This is a genomic window from Duganella sp. S19_KUP01_CR8, assembly GCF_036688705.1.
In the GTDB taxonomy this organism is placed as follows: Bacteria; Pseudomonadota; Gammaproteobacteria; order Burkholderiales; family Burkholderiaceae_D; genus Rugamonas.
Genome location: NZ_JAQQPR010000013.1, coordinates 1 through 18,814, shown reverse-complemented (window position 1 = coordinate 18,814; position 18,814 = coordinate 1). Strand labels below are relative to the sequence as shown.

General features: G+C 65.0%; 16 protein-coding genes and 1 tRNA gene. 12 read left to right on the top strand and 5 right to left on the bottom strand.

The genetic code is table 11. The features are described from left to right. The first annotated feature begins 2 nt into the window (after positions 1 to 2). The 6 genes from bioF (at position 3) to V6M89_RS14455 (ending at position 7,033) form a co-directional block, all read left to right on the top strand. Positions 3 to 1,187 (top strand): 8-amino-7-oxononanoate synthase, encoded by a 1,185-nt coding sequence (gene bioF, locus V6M89_RS14480; protein ID WP_332853824.1) that lies wholly within the window; start codon positions 3 to 5, stop codon positions 1,185 to 1,187. Position 1,188: 1 nt separating this feature from the next. Further along, positions 1,189 to 1,971: a dethiobiotin synthase gene (gene bioD, locus V6M89_RS14475; protein WP_332853823.1), complete on the top strand. Its 783-nt coding sequence runs from the start codon at positions 1,189 to 1,191 to the stop codon at positions 1,969 to 1,971. 56 nt (positions 1,972 to 2,027) lie between these two features. After that, a complete protein-coding gene (gene bioB, locus V6M89_RS14470; protein ID WP_332853947.1) occupies positions 2,028 to 3,038 on the top strand; it encodes a biotin synthase BioB in 1,011 nt (336 codons plus the stop codon). Positions 3,039 to 3,139: 101 nt separating this feature from the next. Then, positions 3,140 to 5,176, top strand: a complete 2,037-nt coding sequence (locus V6M89_RS14465; protein WP_332853822.1) for an acetyl/propionyl/methylcrotonyl-CoA carboxylase subunit alpha — start codon at positions 3,140 to 3,142, stop codon at positions 5,174 to 5,176. 11 nt (positions 5,177 to 5,187) lie between these two features. After that, positions 5,188 to 6,120 carry a 2-hydroxyacid dehydrogenase gene (locus tag V6M89_RS14460; RefSeq protein ID WP_332853821.1) on the top strand — a complete coding sequence of 311 codons (933 nt, stop codon included), beginning with the start codon at positions 5,188 to 5,190 and terminating at the stop codon, positions 6,118 to 6,120. A 1-nt stretch (position 6,121) separates the two neighbouring features. Beyond that, positions 6,122 to 7,033, top strand: a complete 912-nt coding sequence (locus V6M89_RS14455) for a hydroxymethylglutaryl-CoA lyase (RefSeq protein ID WP_332853820.1) — start codon at positions 6,122 to 6,124, stop codon at positions 7,031 to 7,033. An 81-nt stretch (positions 7,034 to 7,114) separates the two neighbouring features. Here the strand turns inward: V6M89_RS14455 and V6M89_RS14450 are convergent, their stop codons facing one another. The 4 genes from V6M89_RS14450 to V6M89_RS14435 form a co-directional block, all read right to left on the bottom strand. Next, positions 7,115 to 9,469, bottom strand: a complete 2,355-nt coding sequence (locus V6M89_RS14450) for a beta-galactosidase (RefSeq protein ID WP_332853819.1) — start codon at positions 9,467 to 9,469, stop codon at positions 7,115 to 7,117. Further along, positions 9,470 to 12,235: a TonB-dependent receptor gene (locus V6M89_RS14445; protein WP_332853818.1), complete on the bottom strand. Its 2,766-nt coding sequence runs from the start codon at positions 12,233 to 12,235 to the stop codon at positions 9,470 to 9,472. A gap of 271 nt (positions 12,236 to 12,506) precedes the next feature. Further along, complete coding sequence (locus V6M89_RS14440) at positions 12,507 to 13,235, bottom strand: hypothetical protein (RefSeq protein ID WP_332853817.1); 729 nt, start codon at positions 13,233 to 13,235, stop codon at positions 12,507 to 12,509. Positions 13,236 to 13,332: 97 nt separating this feature from the next. Further along, positions 13,333 to 13,409, bottom strand: a tRNA-Pro gene (locus V6M89_RS14435). A 123-nt stretch (positions 13,410 to 13,532) separates the two neighbouring features. On the opposite strand from V6M89_RS14435, the gene V6M89_RS14430 reads away from it, so the two are divergent. Next, positions 13,533 to 14,171 carry a hypothetical protein gene (locus tag V6M89_RS14430; protein WP_332853816.1) on the top strand — a complete coding sequence of 213 codons (639 nt, stop codon included), beginning with the start codon at positions 13,533 to 13,535 and terminating at the stop codon, positions 14,169 to 14,171. A 3-nt stretch (positions 14,172 to 14,174) separates the two neighbouring features. Here the strand turns inward: V6M89_RS14430 and rsmI are convergent, their stop codons facing one another. Then, a complete protein-coding gene (gene rsmI / locus V6M89_RS14425; RefSeq protein ID WP_116991346.1) occupies positions 14,175 to 15,083 on the bottom strand; it encodes a 16S rRNA (cytidine(1402)-2'-O)-methyltransferase in 909 nt (302 codons plus the stop codon). A gap of 10 nt (positions 15,084 to 15,093) precedes the next feature. Here rsmI and V6M89_RS14420 point away from each other — a divergent pair, with 10 nt between their 5' ends. The 5 genes from V6M89_RS14420 to V6M89_RS14400 are packed head-to-tail and all read left to right on the top strand — an operon-like array spanning position 15,094 to position 18,745. Further along, a complete protein-coding gene (locus V6M89_RS14420) occupies positions 15,094 to 16,518 on the top strand; it encodes a penicillin-binding protein activator (protein ID WP_332853815.1) in 1,425 nt (474 codons plus the stop codon). A 13-nt stretch (positions 16,519 to 16,531) separates the two neighbouring features. Further along, positions 16,532 to 16,882, top strand: a complete 351-nt coding sequence (locus V6M89_RS14415) for a YraN family protein (RefSeq protein ID WP_332853814.1) — start codon at positions 16,532 to 16,534, stop codon at positions 16,880 to 16,882. A gap of 57 nt (positions 16,883 to 16,939) precedes the next feature. After that, positions 16,940 to 17,536: a phosphoheptose isomerase gene (locus V6M89_RS14410; protein WP_116991343.1), complete on the top strand. Its 597-nt coding sequence runs from the start codon at positions 16,940 to 16,942 to the stop codon at positions 17,534 to 17,536. Beyond that, on the top strand, positions 17,529 to 18,179 hold the full coding sequence (locus tag V6M89_RS14405; protein ID WP_332853813.1) for a BON domain-containing protein: 651 nt from the start codon (positions 17,529 to 17,531) through the stop codon (positions 18,177 to 18,179). The genes V6M89_RS14410 and V6M89_RS14405 overlap by 8 nt, the downstream gene beginning before the upstream one ends. Before the next feature lie 50 nt (positions 18,180 to 18,229). Then, positions 18,230 to 18,745, top strand: coding sequence for a peroxiredoxin family protein (locus tag V6M89_RS14400; protein ID WP_332853812.1), 516 nt, complete (start codon positions 18,230 to 18,232; stop codon positions 18,743 to 18,745). The last annotated feature ends 69 nt before the right edge of the window (positions 18,746 to 18,814 follow it).

Genomic DNA, 18,814 nt, shown 5'->3' with positions numbered 1-18,814 from the left:
CCATGGAAATGCTGAATCAACTCAAGCAGCAGCTGCAAACGCTGGAAGAACAGGACCTGATCCGCACCCGCCGCACGGTCGACACGCCCTGCGGTCCGCGCGTGTCGGTCGGTGGCCGCGAGCTGCTGGCCTTCTGCACCAACGACTACCTCGGCCTGGCCAACCACCGCAAGATCAAACTCGCGCTGCAGGAAGGCGCGGCGATGTATGGCGTCGGCAGCGGCGCCTCGCACCTGATCAGCGGCCACGGACGCGCCCACGCCATGCTGGAAGAGCGGCTGGTGGAATTCGTCGGCGCCCATCTGGTGTCGCCGCGCGCGCTCACCTTCTGCACCGGCTACATGGCCAACCTGGCCATCGTCACCGGCCTGACCGCCGGCGACCGCAATGCCGACATCTTCTCCGAATCGCTGAACCACGCCTCGCTGATCGACGGCGCCCGCCTGTCGCGCGCCAACGTCAAGGTCTACCCGCATGCCGACCTGGAAGCGCTGGCCCAGCTGCTGGCCGCATCCAAGGCCGCTACCAAGCTGGTAGTGACGGACAGCGTCTTCAGCATGGACGGCGACCTGGCGCCGCTGCCGCAGCTGCTGGCTTTGTGCGAACAATATGGCGCCTGGCTGGTGGTGGACGACGCCCACGGCTTCGGCACCTTGGGCGACAACGGCCACGGCGCGCTGGAACACTTCGACCTGCGTTCGCCCAACCTGGTCTATATGGGCACGCTGGGCAAGGCGGCCGGCGTCAGCGGCGCCTTCGTCGCCGCGCACGAGACGGTGATCGAAACGCTGATCCAGAAAGCCCGTCCCTATATCTTCACCACCGCCACGCCGCCGGCGCTGGCGCACGCGCTGCTGACCAGCCTTGAACTGCTGGAAGGCGACGAAGGCCGCAACCGCCGCGCACAGCTGCAAGCTTTGGTGGCACAATTAGACGATGGCCTGCGCTTGAAGCGCTGGCAGCGCCTGCCCTCGATGACTGCGATCCAGCCCATCCTGATCGGCGATAATGCCGAGACCATGCGCGCCGGCGCGGCCCTGTACGAGCAGGGCCTGTGGGTCGGCACCATCCGTCCGCCGACCGTGGCGCCAGGCACCTCGCGCCTGCGCGTGACGCTGTCCGCAGGGCATAGCAGCATGGAAGTCGCGAAGCTGATAGCCGCGATCAATGCATTGGAAAGGACTTGATATGAGTCTCGACGATCCCGTCATAGCCGTCGAGGCGCCGCGCACGCAAGTGCAACCGGCGCCCGCCGCCACCGGCATGCCGCCGCGTTTCAGCTGTTTTGTCACCGGCACCGACACCGAAATCGGCAAGACGCTGATCTCATCGGCGATGCTGCATGCGCTGGTGCAGGCCGGCGTGCGCGCCTGCGGCATGAAGCCGGTGGCCGCCGGCACCGAACTGCGCGACGGCGCCTGGCACAACGACGACTGCGACCAACTGGCCGCCGCCGGCAATGTCCACCTGCCGCAATCGATCACCACGCCGTTCCTGCTGAAGGAGCCGGCCGCGCCGCACATCGCCGCCGCGCTGGAAGGCATCACCATTTCGCAGGTGCCGATTTTGGCGGCCTACGTCGAAATCAACGCCGCCTCCGACGCCACTGTGGTGGAAGGGGTGGGCGGCTTCCGCGTGCCGCTGAACGACGACTTCGACACCGCCGACCTGGCCGAACAGCTCGACCTGCCGGTGGTGCTGGTGGTCGGCCTGCGGCTGGGCTGCATCAGCCACGCGCTGCTGACGGTGGAAGCGATCGAAGCGCGCGGCCTGCGGCTGGCCGGCTGGGTCGCCAACGAAACGCAGGACGACATGGCCTTCGCCGACGAAAACGTCGCCGCGCTGGAACAACGCATCAGCGCACCGCTGCTGGGCCGCGTGCCGCGCCTGGCCGAACCCGGCGCGCAAGCCGCCGCCGCACATATCGATTTTACGCAGCTGCCAAATTGGCCAGCTCAGAACAAACTTTGAACGAAGAAGGAATCACGATGTCCCAGAACACCCTCCAAGAACCGAAAATCGTAGCTATGCACCGTCCGACGGCCGCCATCACCTTGCCGCCTGCCGCGACGTGGCCACTGGATGACGTGATGGCCTTGTTCGACCTGCCGTTCAATGACCTGATGTTCCGCGCACAGCAAACCCACCGCACCAACTTCCCGGACGGCGACGTCGAACTGGCCACGCTGCTGTCGATCAAGACCGGCGGCTGCGAGGAAGACTGCGGCTACTGCCCGCAGGCGGCCCGCTACGACACCGGCGTCGAAGCCAAGAAGATCCTCGACATCGACACCGTGCTGGACGCGGCCCGCCAGGCCAAGGACAACGGCGCCACCCGCTTCTGCATGGGCGCCGCATGGCGCAGCCCTAAAGACCGCGACATGGACAAGGTCGAAGAGATGGTGCGCGAAGTGAAGGCGCTGGGCCTGGAGACTTGCGCCACGCTGGGCATGCTGGAAGAAAAACAGGCCGAGCGCCTGAAGGCCGCCGGCCTCGATTACTACAACCACAACCTGGACACCGCGCCTGAGTTCTACGACAACGTGATCTCGACCCGCGAATACCAGGACCGCCTGGACACGCTGGGCCGCATCCGCGAAGCCGGCCTGAAGGTCTGCTGCGGCGGCATCGTCGGCATGGGCGAGTCGCGCCTGCAACGCGCCGGTTTGATCGCGCAGCTGGCCAACCTGAATCCGTATCCTGAATCGGTGCCGGTCAACCACCTGGTGCAGGTGGAAGGCACGCCGCTGTACGGCATGGACCCGCTGGACCCGTTCGAATTCGTACGCACCATCGCCGTCGCCCGCATCACGATGCCCAAGGCGCGCGTGCGTCTGTCGGCAGGCCGCCGCCAGATGGGCGAAGCGGTGCAAGCCATGTGCTTCCTGGCCGGCGCCAATTCGATCTTCTACGGCGACAAGCTGCTGACCACCGATAACCCGGAAGCGGAAGACGACCGCGCGCTGTTGAACAAATTGGGCCTGAAAACCCGCGGCGCCGTGCTGGACTCGGCACCGAAGGAGAAGTGCGGCTGCTAACCCCGCAAGCCGGGGGTCGGACCCCGTACGGGGTCCGACCCCAAATCGAAGCCTCGGGTTGATAAAAAAACTTCCAGCCACAAGCTGCAAAGAGAGAGACCATGTTTACAAAAATACTGATCGCCAACCGTGGTGAAATCGCCTGCCGTGTAGCCGCTACCGCGCGCCGCATGGGCATCAAGACCGTCGCCGTGTACTCGGAAGCTGACGCCAATGCCAAGCACGTCGCAGTGTGCGACGAAGCGGTGCTGATCGGCCCTGCAGCCGCCAAGGAAAGCTATCTGCGCGGCGAGAAAATCATCGCCGTCGCCAAGGCCACCGGCGCGCAAGCGATCCATCCCGGCTATGGCTTCCTGTCCGAGAACGCCGAATTCGCCGACGCCTGCGCCGAAGCGGGCCTGGTGTTCATTGGCCCGCCAGCATCGGCGATGCGCGCGATGGGCTCCAAGTCCGCCGCCAAGCAGCTGATGGAGAAGGCCAACGTGCCACTGGTGCCCGGCTACCACGGCGAACAGCAGGACGCCGACTTCCTGCACGCGCAGGCCGACAAGATCGGCTACCCGGTACTGCTGAAGGCTTCGGCCGGCGGCGGCGGCAAGGGCATGCGCGTGATCGAGAACTCGGCGCAGTTCAAGGACGCGCTGGCATCGTGCAAGCGCGAGGCGATCAGTTCCTTCGGCGACGACAAGGTGCTGGCGGAGAAATACCTCCAGCGTCCGCGCCATATTGAAATCCAGGTGTTTGCCGATACCCTCGGCAATTGCATCTACCTGTTCGAGCGCGACTGCTCGGTGCAGCGCCGCCACCAGAAAGTGCTGGAAGAAGCGCCTGCGCCGAACATGCCGGCCGAACGCCGCGCAGCAATGGGCGAAGCGGCAGTCGCCGCCGCCAAGGCTGTCGGCTATGTCGGCGCCGGCACGGTGGAGTTCATCGCCAACCAGGACGGCTCGTTCTACTTCATGGAGATGAACACCCGCCTGCAAGTGGAACACCCGGTCACCGAAATGATCACCGGGACCGACCTGGTGGAATGGCAGCTGCGCGTGGCCGCCGGCGAGCCGCTGCCGAAGCAGCAGCACGAACTGACCATCAACGGCCACTCGATCGAAGCCCGTATCTACGCCGAGAATCCGGAAAAAGGCTTCCTGCCGTCGATCGGCACGCTGCGCCACATGGAGACGCCGGGCGCGGTCGCCTTTGAGCTGGGCGGCGCCGTCAACCTGCCGGCCGGCGTGCGTATCGATTCCGGCGTGCGCGCCGGCGACGCCATCTCGCCGTTCTACGATCCGATGATCGCCAAACTGATCGTCTGGGGCGCGGACCGCAAGCAGGCCTTGGCCCGCATGGCGCAGGCGCTGTCGCAATACCAGATCGTCGGTCTGGCCACCAACATCGCCTTCCTGAAACGCCTGGTCGAAGGCCAGGCCTTCTCGACGGCCGACCTGGACACGGGCCTGATCGAGCGCAATCACGACGCACTGTTCCCGGCCGCACAAGCCGCGCCGGATGCGGCGCTGGCGCTGGCCGCAGTATCGCTGATCGAATCCGAAAAGGACCTCTCCGCCGCGCAATCCGGCGCCAACGCCGCCGACCCTTGGGGCCAGGCGCTGGGCTGGCGCATGAACCATCCTTACCTGCGGGTGCTGTCCTTCGGCGACGAATTCGCTGCGGCCAAGCCGTATGGGGTCAACATCAGCTACCGCGCTACCGATTGGCTGTTCAGCGTCGGCACGGCGCAACCGCAGGTACTGAGCCTGATGTCGCAAGAGGGTAACGATTTCAGCATCAAGCTGGGCGAACGCGCCGTGCACGGCACCGTGCGCCGCGACGGCGACATGCTGCACGTGTTCACCAATGGTGCGCACTATCCGCTGGCCTACAACGATCCGATGGCGCACGCCGGCGAAACCGAGGCCGAAGGCGGCCGCCTGACCGCGCCTATGCCGGGCAAGGTGGTGGCGGTGCTGGCCGCCAAAGGACAGGAAGTGAAGAAGGGCGACGCCCTGGTCATCATGGAAGCCATGAAAATGGAACACACCATCGCCGCGCCGCACGATGGCGTGGTCGATGAAATCCTGTACAGCGTGGGCGACCAGGTGGCCGACGGGGCGCCGCTGCTGGCGTTCAAGACGGCGTAAAGGAGGACATCATGCGTATTCTTTTACATCGGTCGGACGGCAAGACCGAGCCTTGGATCAAAGACTTTTCCAAGTACCTGCCGGAAGCCGAAGTCGAAATCTGGCATGCCGGCGAAAAGTGCCAGGCATGCGACTACGCGGTAGTGTGGTCGCCGCCGGAAGCGATGCTGGCGGACCTGGCGCAGGTCAAGGCGATCTTCGTCACCGGCGCCGGCGTCGACGCGCTGCTCAAGTTCAGCGACGCGCTGCCGCCGCACATTCCCATCATCCGGCTGGAAGACGCCGGCATGGCGCTGCAAATGGCGGAGTATGTGACCTACTCGGTGCTGCGTTATTTCCGCCGCTTCGACGAGTACGAAACCCAGGCGCGCGCCGGCCAGTGGCTGCCGCTGCCGCAGCATCCGAAAGAAGATTTCGCGGTCGGCGTATTGGGCATGGGCGTGCTGGGCACGCGCGTGCTGGAGGCGCTGGCGCCGTTCGGTTTCCCGCTGCGCGGCTGGAGCCGCACCGAGAAGAGCATGCCGGGCGTACAGTGCTATCACGGTCCCGATGGACTGGACACCTTCCTGCGCGGCAGCCGCGTGCTGGTCTGCATGCTGCCGCTGACGCCGGACACCAACAACCTGCTCAACCGCACCAACATGGGCAAGCTGCCGCAAGGCTCGTACCTGATCAACGTCGCGCGCGGAGCGCACGTGGCCGAGCCGGACCTGCTCGCGCTGATCAAGTCCAACCACATCGCCGCCGCCACGCTGGACGTGTTCCGCAACGAGCCGCTGCCGGCGCAGCATCCGTTCTGGCAGGAGCCGCGCATCACGATCACGCCGCACATCTCGGCGCTGACCTTGCGCCGCGAGAGCGTGCAGCAGATCGCCGAAAAAATCCGCAAGACGGCGCAGGGCGAAACAGTCGCCGGCGTAGTCGACCGCAATAGAGGATATTGATATGAACAGTTTGCCGAAACAGGTAAAGATCGTCGAAGTCGGCCCGCGCGACGGCCTGCAGAATGAAAAAGAAAGCGTGCCGGCCGAAGTGAAGATCGAGCTGGTGAACCGCCTGACCAGCGCCGGTTTCCAGAACATCGAAGCGGCATCGTTCGTGTCGCCGAAGTGGGTGCCGCAGATGGCCACCAGCAAAGAGGTGATGGCGGCGATCACGCGCAAGCCGGGTGTGATCTATTCCGCGCTGACGCCGAACATGCAGGGCTTCGAAGCGGCGCTGGCGGCCAAGGCGGACGAGGTGGTGATCTTCGGTTCGGCCTCGGAAGCGTTCTCGCAAAAGAACATCAACTGCTCGATCGCCGAATCGATCGCGCGCTTTGAAGGCGTGGCGAAAGCGGCCAAGGATAACGGCCTGCGCCTGCGCGGCAGCATCAGCTGCTCGTTCGGTTGTCCGTATCAGGGCGAAGTGCCGCTGGACGCGGTGGCCGACGTGGTGGGCCGCATGCGCGACCTGGGCTGCGACGAGATCGATATCGCCGACACCATCGGCGTCGCCACGCCACGCAAGACGCAGGCGGTGATGGAGACGGCGATCCGCGCCTTCCGCCTCGACGGCTTGTCCGGCCACTTCCACGACACGTATGGACAGGCGCTGGCCAATATCTACGCCAGCCTGGAGCTGGGCATCACGATTTATCACTCGTCGGTGTCGGGCCTGGGCGGCTGCCCGTATGCCAAGGGCGCCACCGGCAACGTGGCCACCGAGGACGTGCTGTACATGATGCAGGGATTGGGAATTGAAACCGGCATCGACCTCGATATCGTGGTCGACGCCGGCCAGTTCATTTCGCAGTTCCTGGGCCGCAAAGGCGCCAGCCGCGCCGGCAACGCCATCGCCGCCAAACGCGCAGCCTAACGTCATTCCCGCGCAGGCGGGAATCCATAGGCCGCATGGTCAGAGGCGATGTATGGATTCCCGCCTGCGCGGGAATGACGGCTATTCGCGAACCAGCTTGTCCGCGACGTACATGCGATACTGCCTGATACGCCCGGTGACGGTGTCGGGCCCCTGGCGCGGCATGTAGCGCACGCCCGCCACCTCCACCTGCTGACCCAGATCGATGATCAGCTGGTGCGGGTGGCCGCTGCCGCCGGCAAACGCGGTGTGCCAGTGGTCCGACGCCTGGCCGTTGATGGCGTTGAGCGCCGAACCATCCTCCTTCTTCAACTCCTCGCTGCTGGCGTAGGCGATCGTCCACGATTGCTGATTGATGGTCTTGCCGTCCTTGCCCAGCAGTGAAATCTCGGCCACCGCCGCGTACTGCTTGCCGTCGAAGGCGCTCAGCGATTCGAGACAGAACTGGCGGCCTTTCACCGGCGCGGCAAACAGCACATCCTGGGTCGCGCCGCCGGCGGCAAACTCGCCCGCCTGCGCCGGCGTGACGCCTTCCAGCGCCGGCTTGACCGTGCTGGGTGGCCGCGCCAGGTCCAGCTCCGGATTGAGCTGGTCGAGTATCGGTTCCGTCAAACCGGCGATGCGGGCGCTGCGTGGGCCGGTCAGGTCGAGCACCACGATTTCATTGCGGCCCTTCCTGATCCACGGGCCGGGCAGGTACATGGTCTGCGTCGGCCCGATGCTCCAGTAGCGGCCCAGGCAACGGCCGTTGATCCACACGATGCCCTGTCCCCAGCTGGACATGTCGAGGAAGGTATCGGCCTGCCGGCCGGCCTCGAAGCCGCCGCGCCAGAAGGCCGGTCCCTTGGCGCGTCCGCGCTTGAACGACAGCGGCGGCAGCACGCCGTCGGCATCGAAATCGATGGCGCGGATTTCCCAGTTCTCCAGCGTCTGCGCCGCGCCGTCCTTGGTGGTGAACGTCACCGGACCGTGCAGGCCCTTGCGGTCGTGGACCTCCAGCCCGAAGTTAACCCGCGCGATGGTGTACAGCAGGATCTCCACCGTCACGGCCTTGCTGCGCGCCGGCACGGCAACCGAGAAACGGCGATGGCGCGTATCCAGCGTCCCCACCTGCTTGCCGTCGATGTAGACCCAGGCCAGGTCGCGCACCTTGGCGGCGGCCAGCAGCCCCGCCGGACCGGCCGGCAGCTGCACGCGATAGGCCACCAGGCCGCGGCTGATGTCGTACTGCTCGATCGGTTCCGGCGACACGGCCTTGATCGTGCGCGCCGGCAGATTGGCCAGCACTGGTGCCGACTCGCTCAGCGCAAACGCGTCGATGCGCATGACGGGGTTGCGCGCCGGCGGCTCGGGCAGCACTTCGCCCGCCGCCAGGAACGGCCGCATGCCTTCGCGATAGGCGTTGAACTTGGCGCCCATCCATCCCGCTTCGCTGATCGGCGCATCGTAGTCATAGCTGGTGGTGTCCGGCCGGAAGGGACGGTCGCAGCCGCCCCACAGGCCGAAGGTGGTGCCGCCGTGCGCCATATAGAGGCTGAACGAACCGTTCGCCTTCAGCATGGCCTGGATGTCGATGACGGCGCTGGTGTTGTCGCCACGGCGGTGCGGATTGCCCCAGGTGTCGAACCAGCCGGAGTAGTATTCGCCGCACATCAGCGGCGCCTGCTGCACCGCCGCCAGCGCCTTGAAGCCGCTGGCCGGATCGCTGCCGAAGTTGGCCACCGAGAGCATGCCGGCGAGATGGGTCTTGGCAACCGCGTTGGTCGGATTACACTGGAACAGCGGCACGTCGAACCTGGCGTCGAGCAGCGCCTGGCGCAGCACGCGCATGTAGTCCAGGTCTTCGCCGAAGAAGCCGTACTCGTTCTCCACCTGGACCATCAATATCGGGCCGCCCCGGGTCACCTGCATAGGCCCGAGCACGCGGCCGACTTCATTCAGGTAGCGCCGTGCCGGGTCGATAAAGGCCGGATCGCGCGTGCGCAAAAAGGCGTCGCCCGGATTCTTCTTCAACAGCCACCATGGCAGGCCGCCCATCTCCCACTCGGCGCAGGCGTAGGGACCGGGACGCAGGATCACCCACAGCCCTTCCTGCTGCGCGAGCCGGCAAAATTCCACCGCGTCGCGCTGGCCGCTCCAGTCGAACTTCCCTTCGCGCCACTCGTGGTAGTTCCAGAACAGATAAGCGCACACCGTGTTCAAGCCCATCGCCTTGATGGCTTTCAGCCGGTGCGTCCAGTACTCGCGCGGCACGCGGGCGAAGTGCATTTCGCCGCAGCGGATCTGGAACGGTTTGCCGTCGATGAGAAAATCGCTGGCGCCGACCGCAAAGCGCGGCGCGGCTTGCGCGCCGGCGTGGATCGGCAGCAGGGCGCCGCCGGCGACGGCAGCGGCGCCTTGCAGCAGGCGGCGGCGGGGCAGGTTCGCTCGCATCATTTAGAACGCCACTCGCAGGCCGACGTTGGCGCGGCGGCCGACATCTTCCAGCGTAAGGAACTGCGATTCGTTGTTGGCATATTCGTGCATCCGGGCGTTGTTCAGGTTGATGAAGTCCGCGTACAGGGCCATCTTCGGCGTCAGGTTGTAGCGCAGGCTGGCGTCGCTCTGGCCGTAGGCGGCGCGGGTGCGCGGCAGGGTGCTGCCGCCGCCGCAATCGACGGAGAAGTGGTTACGCCAGTTGTAGCTGATCCGCGCCATGAATTTATCGTTCTCGTAGAACACCGAGCCATTGTACGACTGCGGCGACAGGCCAGGATAGCCGCAGGCCGGCGCTCCGCTGTCGGTGTCGCGGGTCGCGCTTGCGTCCACGTAGGTGTAGTTGGCGGCGACGCCAAATCCCTTCAGCCAGGAGATGTTGTTATCGAAGGCGTACTGGCCGGCCAGTTCCACGCCCTTGATCTTGCCTTCCTGTCCGTTGCGCACGCGGGTGTCATGCACCACTTCGGTGTACTGCGGGATTTTCATGTCCACCATCTTGGTCTCCAGGAAGTTGGAGACGTCCTTGCGGAAGACGGCGAGGCTGACGTAGTTGGTCTTCGACAGATACCATTCATACGACAGGTCGTAGTTCTTCGACTGCATCGGCTTCAGGTAGGGATTGCCGCCGCCGGTTTGCACGTCGCCGTAACGACCGCCGTAGGAATTACTCACGCCCATCTGGTTCAGCGTAGGACGGGTCTCGGTCTTCGATGCGGCCAAGCGCAGCAGCATGTCGGCCGTCAGGTCGAACTTCAGATTGGCGGACGGCAGGAAGCTGTTGTAGCTGTTGGTGACGGTGTTGACGGCGGTCGGGCCCCAGTTCAGGATGTAGGTCGTGTCGTTCGGGCTCTTGGTTGCCGACAGCAGGACGCGGCTGATGCCGGTCGACGCCGAGTTCACGTGCACCACGCGCATGCCGGCATTGGCCGACCAGCCGGCGCCTTCCCATTTGGAGTCCAGGAAGAAGCTCGATACCTTCTCCTTCACGCCCCACATGTCCGGCTTGGTGTAGTCGATCGCCATCGGGCCGTTCGGGTACTTGCTCTTGTCCTGGTACAGCGCCGGATCGTTGGATTGCGCCAGCAGCGACGGCTGGTTCAGATAGTTCATGTACTCGTACGGATTGAAGCTGAGATAGGCGCTTGGAATCTGCGCGCCATTGCCCATGAAGTTATTCATCGGCGTCACCGTGAACAGCGACGATGGCAGCGCGACGTGATAGCCGCTGAAGGCATTCCAGGCGTCGTTGTTCCACTGGGTCCGCTCGACGTTGCGCTGCGAGTAGGCCATGCCGGTATCGATGCCCTTGAAATAACCCATCTCGTGATTCCATGCCAGGCTAAAACGTCCTTCCTGCAGATCGTCGAGGTTGCGGATGTCGCCGTACGATACGGCGTGCGCGCGCACCGCGGTCGGATCGGCGATGCCGTCGCCGAACACCAGGCCGGGCGTGGCGCCGAAGGTCAGCACGTCGCCATTCTTGGGCACCATGCCGGCCACGATCCACATATTCGGCGACTTGGAGGTGGTGCGCGAGTCGGAGATATCGCCTTCCAGTTTCAGCTCCGGCGCCAGCGCCCATTTCGAGTTCAGGCCGAACGCCTGCGTGGTGGACAGCCGATCGCCGCCCTTGACGATCATGTCGTTCGAATTGGCTTCGCCCAGCAGCTTGCCGCTGCCGGCCAGCTCCGGATTGTTGGCGTAGAAGATGGAGCCGGGCCGCAGGAAGCTGGTGACCTGGTTGCTGGAGTCATACTTGACGCCGAGCTGCTGGGGATTATTCCAATCGGAGAACGCGATCACGTCGTTCTTTTGATCGAGGCGCGAGTACAAGGCGTCCGCCGTCAGTTTCCAGGTCGGCGACGGGTTGTATTGCACCGTCAGATTGCCGACCAGGCGCTTGCGGCTTTCGTTCTCCTGCTGGAAGCCATAGCTCTGTGGCATGTAGAGCTTCTTGGTGGTCACGTCGGCCATGGTCAACCCTTTGGAGTTGAGGTCGCCGTTGATCATGGAGACGTCGCGGTAGTTCCAGGCGTCGTTGACGGCCTTGTTTTGCTTGGAGGCGCGGTCGGTGTAGGAGAGCGAGCCGGTCACGCCGAAGCTGCGGTCCGCATTGGCGAACGAGTACATGCCGCTGACATTGGGCGTGTTCTTCTTGGAGTTGGTATCGTAGGAGTCCGACACATTGACCACCGAACTGTGGCCCAGCTTGCCCGACAGCGGGCGCGCGGTCTGGATGTCCACCGTCGAACCGATGCCGCCCTCCGGCAGGAAGGCTTGCGAGGTTTTGTAGACCAGCGCTTTCGAGATCAGGTCGGAGGACAGCAGGTCGAAGGAGAACTCGCGGCCGCCGGTGTCGCTGGTCATGGTGCGGCCGTTGACCAGCACATTGTTGAACTCAGGGCCCAGGCCGCGCACGGAGATGTAACGGCCTTCGCCGTTGTTGCGCTGGATCTGCACGCCGGTAACGCGCTGCAGGGACTCGGCGATATTCGTGTCCGGGAATTTGCCGGCATCCTCGGCCGACACCGCATCGACCACGCCGTCCTGGATGCGCTTGGTCGTCAGCGACGACGACAGCGAGGCGCGGATGCCGCTGACGACGACAACGGGACCGGTATCGGGCGGCTTGGCCTCGCTCGACGTTTGCGCGGACGCACCCATCATCATCAACATTTCAGCTACGACGGCGGCGATGATTGTCTTCGAAGTATTCAATTTCATTGTGTCTCCAGTGTTTTATTTTTAGGAACGAATGAATGTGCGAATGCCTGCCTGGGACGGCGCTAAGCTCTAATAGTTGGAAACAGGCGCTCGCGGGATGCGGCGAGCTAGCAGGCGATGGGCCAGTTGAGCGTAGTCGGTTGCATGATCTCTCCGTAATTTTTGACTGCGCGTTTTCCCCGCGCTCATTTCATATTACGCAAGAGCTTGTTAGGCAACCAATTGCATATTCAACGGAATCTATGAACTATTCGTATAGCTCGTTTGCGGCTCAGCGCGTCGCGGCCGGCACGAAATCGAATTCCAGCAGGGCGTCGTCCGGCCAGTCCTGGTCATGGACCGGAGCCAGATAGACCTTGCCGCCATCCTCGAGCTGGCTGGCGGGCAGCTGGCTGCGGCGGCCATTCCAGGAGAGATACATCGCGGCGACCGGACGCGGCGCGATATTGTCGACCTTGATCCGCGAGGTCAGGCAAGGCTGGCCCGCCGCGTTCAACATCTTGCGGATCAGGTAAGGGAGTTCGTATTGCTCGACCGCCCAGCGCACCGCGCACTCCAGCCGCAGATCGCCCAGGCGGCGCGCGTTGGGCGGTACGCCCGGCGTGTGCACGTCCGGACGCCAGCGGAACGTGCCCGGCTTCCGGTTCAGCAGCAGCTCGGCGTCCTCCTTGCTGGCGGCCTCGCTGCGCGGCACGCTAAAGGTGCCGTCTTCGGCGACCGCAAGCGGCAGGCTCATGTCATCGCCCGCGATGCGCAGCTTGATATCCTTGAGCGAGGCGTTGGCTGCCTTGGGCAACAGCACAAAGCGCAGCGGCGCGCCGGGCGCCATCTGGTGCTGCTGCTCGAAGATGTCCAGTCCGGCGCTGAAGGCGCGGTAGGTTTTCCAGTCCGGATCCTTGGCGCCGCTGACGACCACCGCTTCGGGAACGTCCGGGCCGCCGAATGCAGGATTCAGCGCCAGGCACTGCAACAATAGGAGGGAAGGTGTCAGTCGTTTCATGCAACGATGGTAACACTGTTTATATAAGCGCTTATGTAATTTTGAAATAAAAAAAAGACCCAAGAGCCGAAACTCTTGAGTCTTTTTTCTTGAATCTTGGTCGGAGTACAAGGATTCGAACCTTGGACCCCCTGGTCCCAAACCAGGTGCGCTACCGGACTGCGCCACACTCCGAAGAAGCAAGATAATACAAGCTGCCTCACTATCCGTCAAGTACCACTATGAAATCAGTATGTACCATGGCGATTTTTTTTCAATGTGAGATTATGGCGGTGTGCATAAATTATCTAAAAAGCCATGAGCGCGACTTTCACCCAATTCCAGCCCGCCCCGATGCGGCGGCCGGGGATAGGCGCGGGCATCGCCGTCTCGCTGGCGCTGCATCTGGCGCTGATCTTCGGCTACCGGCTGGCGGCACCGACCGCGCCTGACGAGCAGCGGCCGGCCAAGACCATGACCGTCTGGCTGCGAACACCCGAGCCGCCCAAGCCCGTCGTGGCCAGGGTGGAGCCGCCGCCCCAGCCGAAACCGGAGCCGGTCCGAGCGCGCAAGCGCGAACGGCCGCAGCTGGCCAACCGCGCCAGCCCGCCAGCGCCAGCAGCCGAGCCAGCCCCGGTCACCGCGCAGGCGATCACGCTGCCGGCGCCGGCCAGCACCGCGCCCGATCCACTGCATCCGGAACTGCAACCGAAAAAATTCGACATGAACGCGGCGCTGAAAACCGCCCGCAAAGAGGCCAACGCCAAGGACCCGGCCCGCGCCGGCTTGCCGGTGGCGCAGCTGGACGACCATCCGCTGTATCCCGAAGAGCGGGAATCCAAGCTGGGACGTGACATCCAGGGCGCCACCCGGCCCGACTGCCGGAAGGGCGGTGGCGGCCTGCTGGCTCCGCTTATCTGGCTGCTGGACAAGAAGGACAGCGGCTGCAAATTCTGATGATTACTCGTCGCCCTTGAGCTGCAAGGCGCGGTCGTACAGCGCGTTTTTCTTGCGGCCGGTGATCAGCGCCGCCAGGTTGGCCGCCTGCTTGACCGAGCATTCGGTCAGCAGAATCTTGAGGATGCGCTCGGCCTCCACGTCCTGCTCGTCCTCGGCCGCCGGCGCGCCGGCCAGCAGCACGACGAACTCGCCTTTCTCGCGATGCGCATCGGCCTTGATCCACGCCTCCGCCTCGGACAGCGGGCAACGATGGATTTCCTCGAACATCTTGGTCAGCTCGCGCGCGAACACCACCTGGCGCTCCGGCTCGAACACCGCCGCCAGCGCCGTGGCGCAATCGAGGATGCGGTGCGGCGCCTCGTAGAACACCATGGTGGCGGTCACCGCGCGCAGCGTGCCGAGGAAGTTCTCGCGCTGCTTGGCCTTGGCCGGCAAAAAGCCGACAAAGTAAAACTGGTCGTTCACCAGCCCGCTGGCCGACAAGGCCGTCACCGCCGCCGAGGCGCCCGGCAGCGGCAGCACACGCAAACCGGCCGCCCGCACCGCGTCGACGATGCGCGCGCCCGGATCGGACACGGCCGGCGTGCCGGCGTCCGACACCAGCGCGATGCGCTCGCCGGCCTGCAGGCGGGCGATCAGCGTTTCTGCCACTTCGCGCTCGTTGTGCTGGTGGGCGGCGATCAGCGGCTTGTGCAGGCCGAAACGGGTCATCAACTGGGCGGTGTTGCGGGTGTCCTCGCAGGCCACGGCGTTGACCAGGCTCAAGACATGCAGCGCCCGCAGGCTTATATCCGTCACATTGCCGATCGGGGTCGCCACGACGTACAAGGTTGCGCTAGGATAGGTCTGGTGCGCCATTTCGCCCATCACGGGCAGGGTGGCGATGGAGCTGGATTCTTGTGCGGTCATTGGGGGTAGGATGAATAGTGTGAGGTTGTCGCTGCTGTGTGCGATTGCGGCCCTGGTCAGTGCGTGCAGCACGCCGTTCTGCAATGCGCCCGGAGGATTGTGCGCGCCCGGCTCATCAAATACAAGTGCCGCGCCCGCCGTACTGCCGCCTGCGCGCCCGGCGCCGCTGCCCAAGCCGCCGCCGGAACCGACGCCGCCGCCCGCCGAAACCTTCGCCGTCACGTTGCCCGGCATGGCCCCGCCGGCCCGCACAGCCCCGACCGGCGCCGGCCTGACCGTCATGCCGGACGCCGCTCCCGGCCCGGCGCGCGTCGCCGACGAGGCGGCGCAACCGTCCAACGCGCCCATCCGCATGACCTTGCTGCTGCCGCTGCGCTCCGAAACGCTGGGCCTGGCCGCGTCGTCGGTGCGGGCCGGCTTCCTGGCGGCCTGGGAGCGCGACCGCGACAACATCACCGTCACCGTGGTGGAAACCGGCGACGTGCCGCAGGACGTGCTGGCCAGCTACGCCCGCGCCCAGCAGCAGGACGACATCATCATCGGCCCGCTGGCGCGCTCCGCGGTGGCGGCCATCGCCGCCAGCCCGCTGCTGCAAAAGCCGACCATCGCGCTGAACTATCCGGAAGGCTACGGCATGGCCGGCGCCGCGCCGCTGCCGCCGCTGATGCTGGCCATGGGCCTGTCCATCGAAGAGGAAGCGCGCCAGGCCGCCCAGTGGGCCGCCGCCGACCTGCCCGGCAGCACTGCCACAATTTTAAGCACCAGCACGCCCTGGCAGCGCCGCGTGGCGGCCGCTTTTGCCGCCCAGTGGCAGCGCCACGGCCTGCCGGTCAAGATGGTGGAGCTGAGCGCGCCCGACGGCTACCTCAGCGATCCGGAGCTGGTGCAGCTGCGCGCCCGTCTGCGCGACGACCCGCCCGGCCTGCTGTTTTCCGCCATGAGCGCCGACCAGACCCGCCAGCTGCGCGGCGCCTTGGGCGACGCCTTCAACAGCGAGCCGAGCAACCCCACCTTCAGCACCGCCGATGCGCTGCCGCCGCCGCCCGTGCAAGCCCCGGCGCCGCAATTGCGGTCGTTGCCGATCTACGGCACCTCGGCGCTGAACCCCGGCAGCGGCAACAACAGCCCGACCCAGGAGCTGGACGGCGTGCGCCTGCTGGACTTGCCGTGGCAAATCCAGCGCGACCATCCGGCGGTGATGGTCTACCCGCATCCGCTGCAATCGAACAGCGCCGACATCGAGCGCCTGTACGCGCTGGGCATCGACGCCTACCGCGTGGCGCGCGAGATAGTCCGCCACCGCTCCGGCCGCTTCCACCTGGACGGCGTGACCGGCCGGCTGACCATCGACTTCGGCCAGGGTACGGCCAGTTTCGAGCGCATCGAGCAGCCGGCGGTGTACAAGAACGGCGTGCCGCTGCCGGTCACGCCCTGATGCCGGTGCAGCCATGCCGCAAACCAAGCAGCAGCGCCTGGGCCGGCTCGGCGAAGACCGGGCGCTGGCCCACCTGAACGCGGCCGGCCTGGTGCTGGTCGAACGTAATTTCCTGTGCAAGGCCGGCGAGATCGACCTGATCATGCAGCACGGCGCCCACCTGGTGTTTGTCGAAGTGCGGCGCCGGGCCCTGAGCCGGTTCGGCGGCGCGGCCGCCAGCGTCACTCCGGCCAAGCAGCGGCGGCTGATCCACGCCGCCCAGTTCTACCTGCTGCGCTATCGCAGCGTGCCGCCGTGCCGCTTCGACCTGGTCGCCATCGACGGCGAAAAGTTGTCATGGATACAAAACGCGCTGGAAATGTAAGCATTTTTAACAGCGCTTGTCCGGACCGCTGTGCGGCTGCACTATAATCAGCACACTATGAATAATCAACGCATACTCTCGCACTTCCACGAAAGTGCCGAAATCAAGATCCAGTCCGCCACCGTCCTCGCTCCGCACATCGCGCAAGCGATCGAGCTGATGTTCTCGGCGTTGTCCAACGGCAATAAGATTCTGGTGTGCGGCAACGGCGGTTCGGCCGCCGACGCCCAGCACTTCGCGGCCGAGCTGGTGGGGCGCTTCGAACGCGAACGCTTCCCGCTGCCGGCCATGGCGCTGACCACCGACACCTCGATCCTGACGGCGGTGGCCAACGACTACAGCTACCGCGAGATCTTCTCCAAGCAGGTGCAGGCGTTCGGCCAGGCCGGCGACATCCTGCTGGCGTTCTCCACCTCGGGCAACTCGGCCAACGTGATGGCGGCGATCGAAGCGGCGCTGGAGCGCGAAATGCGCGTGGTGGCCATGACCGGCAAGGGCGGCGGCGCCATCGGCAAAATGTTGACCGACGCCGACGTGCACATCTGCGTGCCGGCCGACCGTACTGCCCGTATCCAGGAAGTCCATCTGGTGACCATACACTGCATTTGCGACGGCATCGACGTCGCGCTATTCGGAGGAGATGTGAATGACTAATCCCGGCGCTATCTGGAAAAAAGTACAACGGCCGCTGGCCATGAGCGTGCTGTGCGGCGCTATGCTGGCTTCGTTGTCGGGCTGCGTCGCGCTGGTCGCGGGCGGCGCCATTTCCGGGACGCTGGCCGCAACCGACCGTCGCACCCTGGGTGCGCAGACGGAAGACCGGGCGATCGAAGTCAAGGGCAGCATCAAGCTCAACAACGTCGTCGGCGATGCGGGTCATACCAACATCAACAGTTTCAACCGCCGGGCGCTGCTGACCGGCGAAGTGCGCGACGAGGCCATGAAGGCCGCCGCCGAGCGCGAGCTGCGCGGCATCGAAGGCGTGGTGGCGGTGATCAACGAGCTGGAAATCGCCGGCCCGTCGAGCTACACCTCGCGCTCCAACGATGCGCTGATCACCACCAAGGTCAAGGCCAGCCTGGTCGACATGAAGGATATCTCGGCCAATTCCTACCAGGTGGTGACCGAGCGCGGCGTGGTGTTCCTGATGGGTCGCGTGACCCAGCGCGAAGGCCAGATCGGCGCCGACGTGGCGCGTGGCGTCAGCGGCGTCAACAAGGTGGTCAAGGTGTTCGAATACATCACCGAGGACGAGTGGAAGAGCTTGCAGCCGAACAAGTCGGCGTCCAACTCGTAATCCGGAGGAGGTCTATAATGGCCTTCTCTCCCTAGTCGCCTGGATTCATCATGCAAAAGACGCAATCGCCCGGCTGGATCAAGCCAGTGCTGGCCGCCGTGCTGATCGGCGCGATCGGCTTTGGCGGCTACCTGTCGCTGAACAAGCGCCAGAGCGCGCCGGAAATCACCTTCCTCAGCATCAAGGGCGAGAAGATCGCGCCGGAGAGCTTGCGCGGCAAGGTGGTGATGGTCAATTTCTGGGCCACCTCGTGCACCACCTGCGTGGCCGAGATGCCGAAGATGGTCGACACCTACAACAAGTTCAAGGGCCAGGGCCTGGAGTTCGTCGCCGTGGCGATGAGCTACGACCCGCCGAACTACGTGCTGAACTACGCCGAAACCCGCCAGCTGCCATTCAAGGTGGCGCTCGACACCGACGGCTCGGCCGCCAAAGCCTACGGCAACGTGGCGATGACGCCGACCACCTTCGTCATCGGCAAGGATGGCAAGATCCTCAAGCGCTACCTGGGCGAACCGGACTTCGCCGCCCTGCACAAGCTGCTGGAAGAATCACTGCACGGTTAAAAATCCGGGGTCAGGTCCCCCATTTGAGCATGAGCTCGGCTACACAGCCGAGCTCATGCTCAAATGGGG

Bases quoted from the DNA above. Each gene is read 5' to 3' on its own strand.
- bioF (WP_332853824.1), top strand. From the start codon at position 3: ATGGAAATGCTGAATCAACTCAAGCAGCAGCTGCAAACGCTGGAAGAA.
- bioD (WP_332853823.1), top strand. From the start codon at position 1,189: ATGAGTCTCGACGATCCCGTCATAGCCGTCGAGGCGCCGCGCACGCAA.
- bioB (WP_332853947.1), top strand. From the start codon at position 2,028: ATGCACCGTCCGACGGCCGCCATCACCTTGCCGCCTGCCGCGACGTGG.
- V6M89_RS14465 (WP_332853822.1), top strand. From the start codon at position 3,140: ATGTTTACAAAAATACTGATCGCCAACCGTGGTGAAATCGCCTGCCGT.
- V6M89_RS14460 (WP_332853821.1), top strand. From the start codon at position 5,188: ATGCGTATTCTTTTACATCGGTCGGACGGCAAGACCGAGCCTTGGATC.
- V6M89_RS14455 (WP_332853820.1), top strand. From the start codon at position 6,122: ATGAACAGTTTGCCGAAACAGGTAAAGATCGTCGAAGTCGGCCCGCGC.
- V6M89_RS14450 (WP_332853819.1), bottom strand. From the start codon at position 9,469: ATGATGCGAGCGAACCTGCCCCGCCGCCGCCTGCTGCAAGGCGCCGCT.
- V6M89_RS14445 (WP_332853818.1), bottom strand. From the start codon at position 12,235: ATGAAATTGAATACTTCGAAGACAATCATCGCCGCCGTCGTAGCTGAA.
- V6M89_RS14440 (WP_332853817.1), bottom strand. From the start codon at position 13,235: ATGAAACGACTGACACCTTCCCTCCTATTGTTGCAGTGCCTGGCGCTG.
- V6M89_RS14430 (WP_332853816.1), top strand. From the start codon at position 13,533: ATGAGCGCGACTTTCACCCAATTCCAGCCCGCCCCGATGCGGCGGCCG.
- rsmI (WP_116991346.1), bottom strand. From the start codon at position 15,083: ATGACCGCACAAGAATCCAGCTCCATCGCCACCCTGCCCGTGATGGGC.
- V6M89_RS14420 (WP_332853815.1), top strand. From the start codon at position 15,094: ATGAATAGTGTGAGGTTGTCGCTGCTGTGTGCGATTGCGGCCCTGGTC.
- V6M89_RS14415 (WP_332853814.1), top strand. From the start codon at position 16,532: ATGCCGCAAACCAAGCAGCAGCGCCTGGGCCGGCTCGGCGAAGACCGG.
- V6M89_RS14410 (WP_116991343.1), top strand. From the start codon at position 16,940: ATGAATAATCAACGCATACTCTCGCACTTCCACGAAAGTGCCGAAATC.
- V6M89_RS14405 (WP_332853813.1), top strand. From the start codon at position 17,529: ATGACTAATCCCGGCGCTATCTGGAAAAAAGTACAACGGCCGCTGGCC.
- V6M89_RS14400 (WP_332853812.1), top strand. From the start codon at position 18,230: ATGCAAAAGACGCAATCGCCCGGCTGGATCAAGCCAGTGCTGGCCGCC.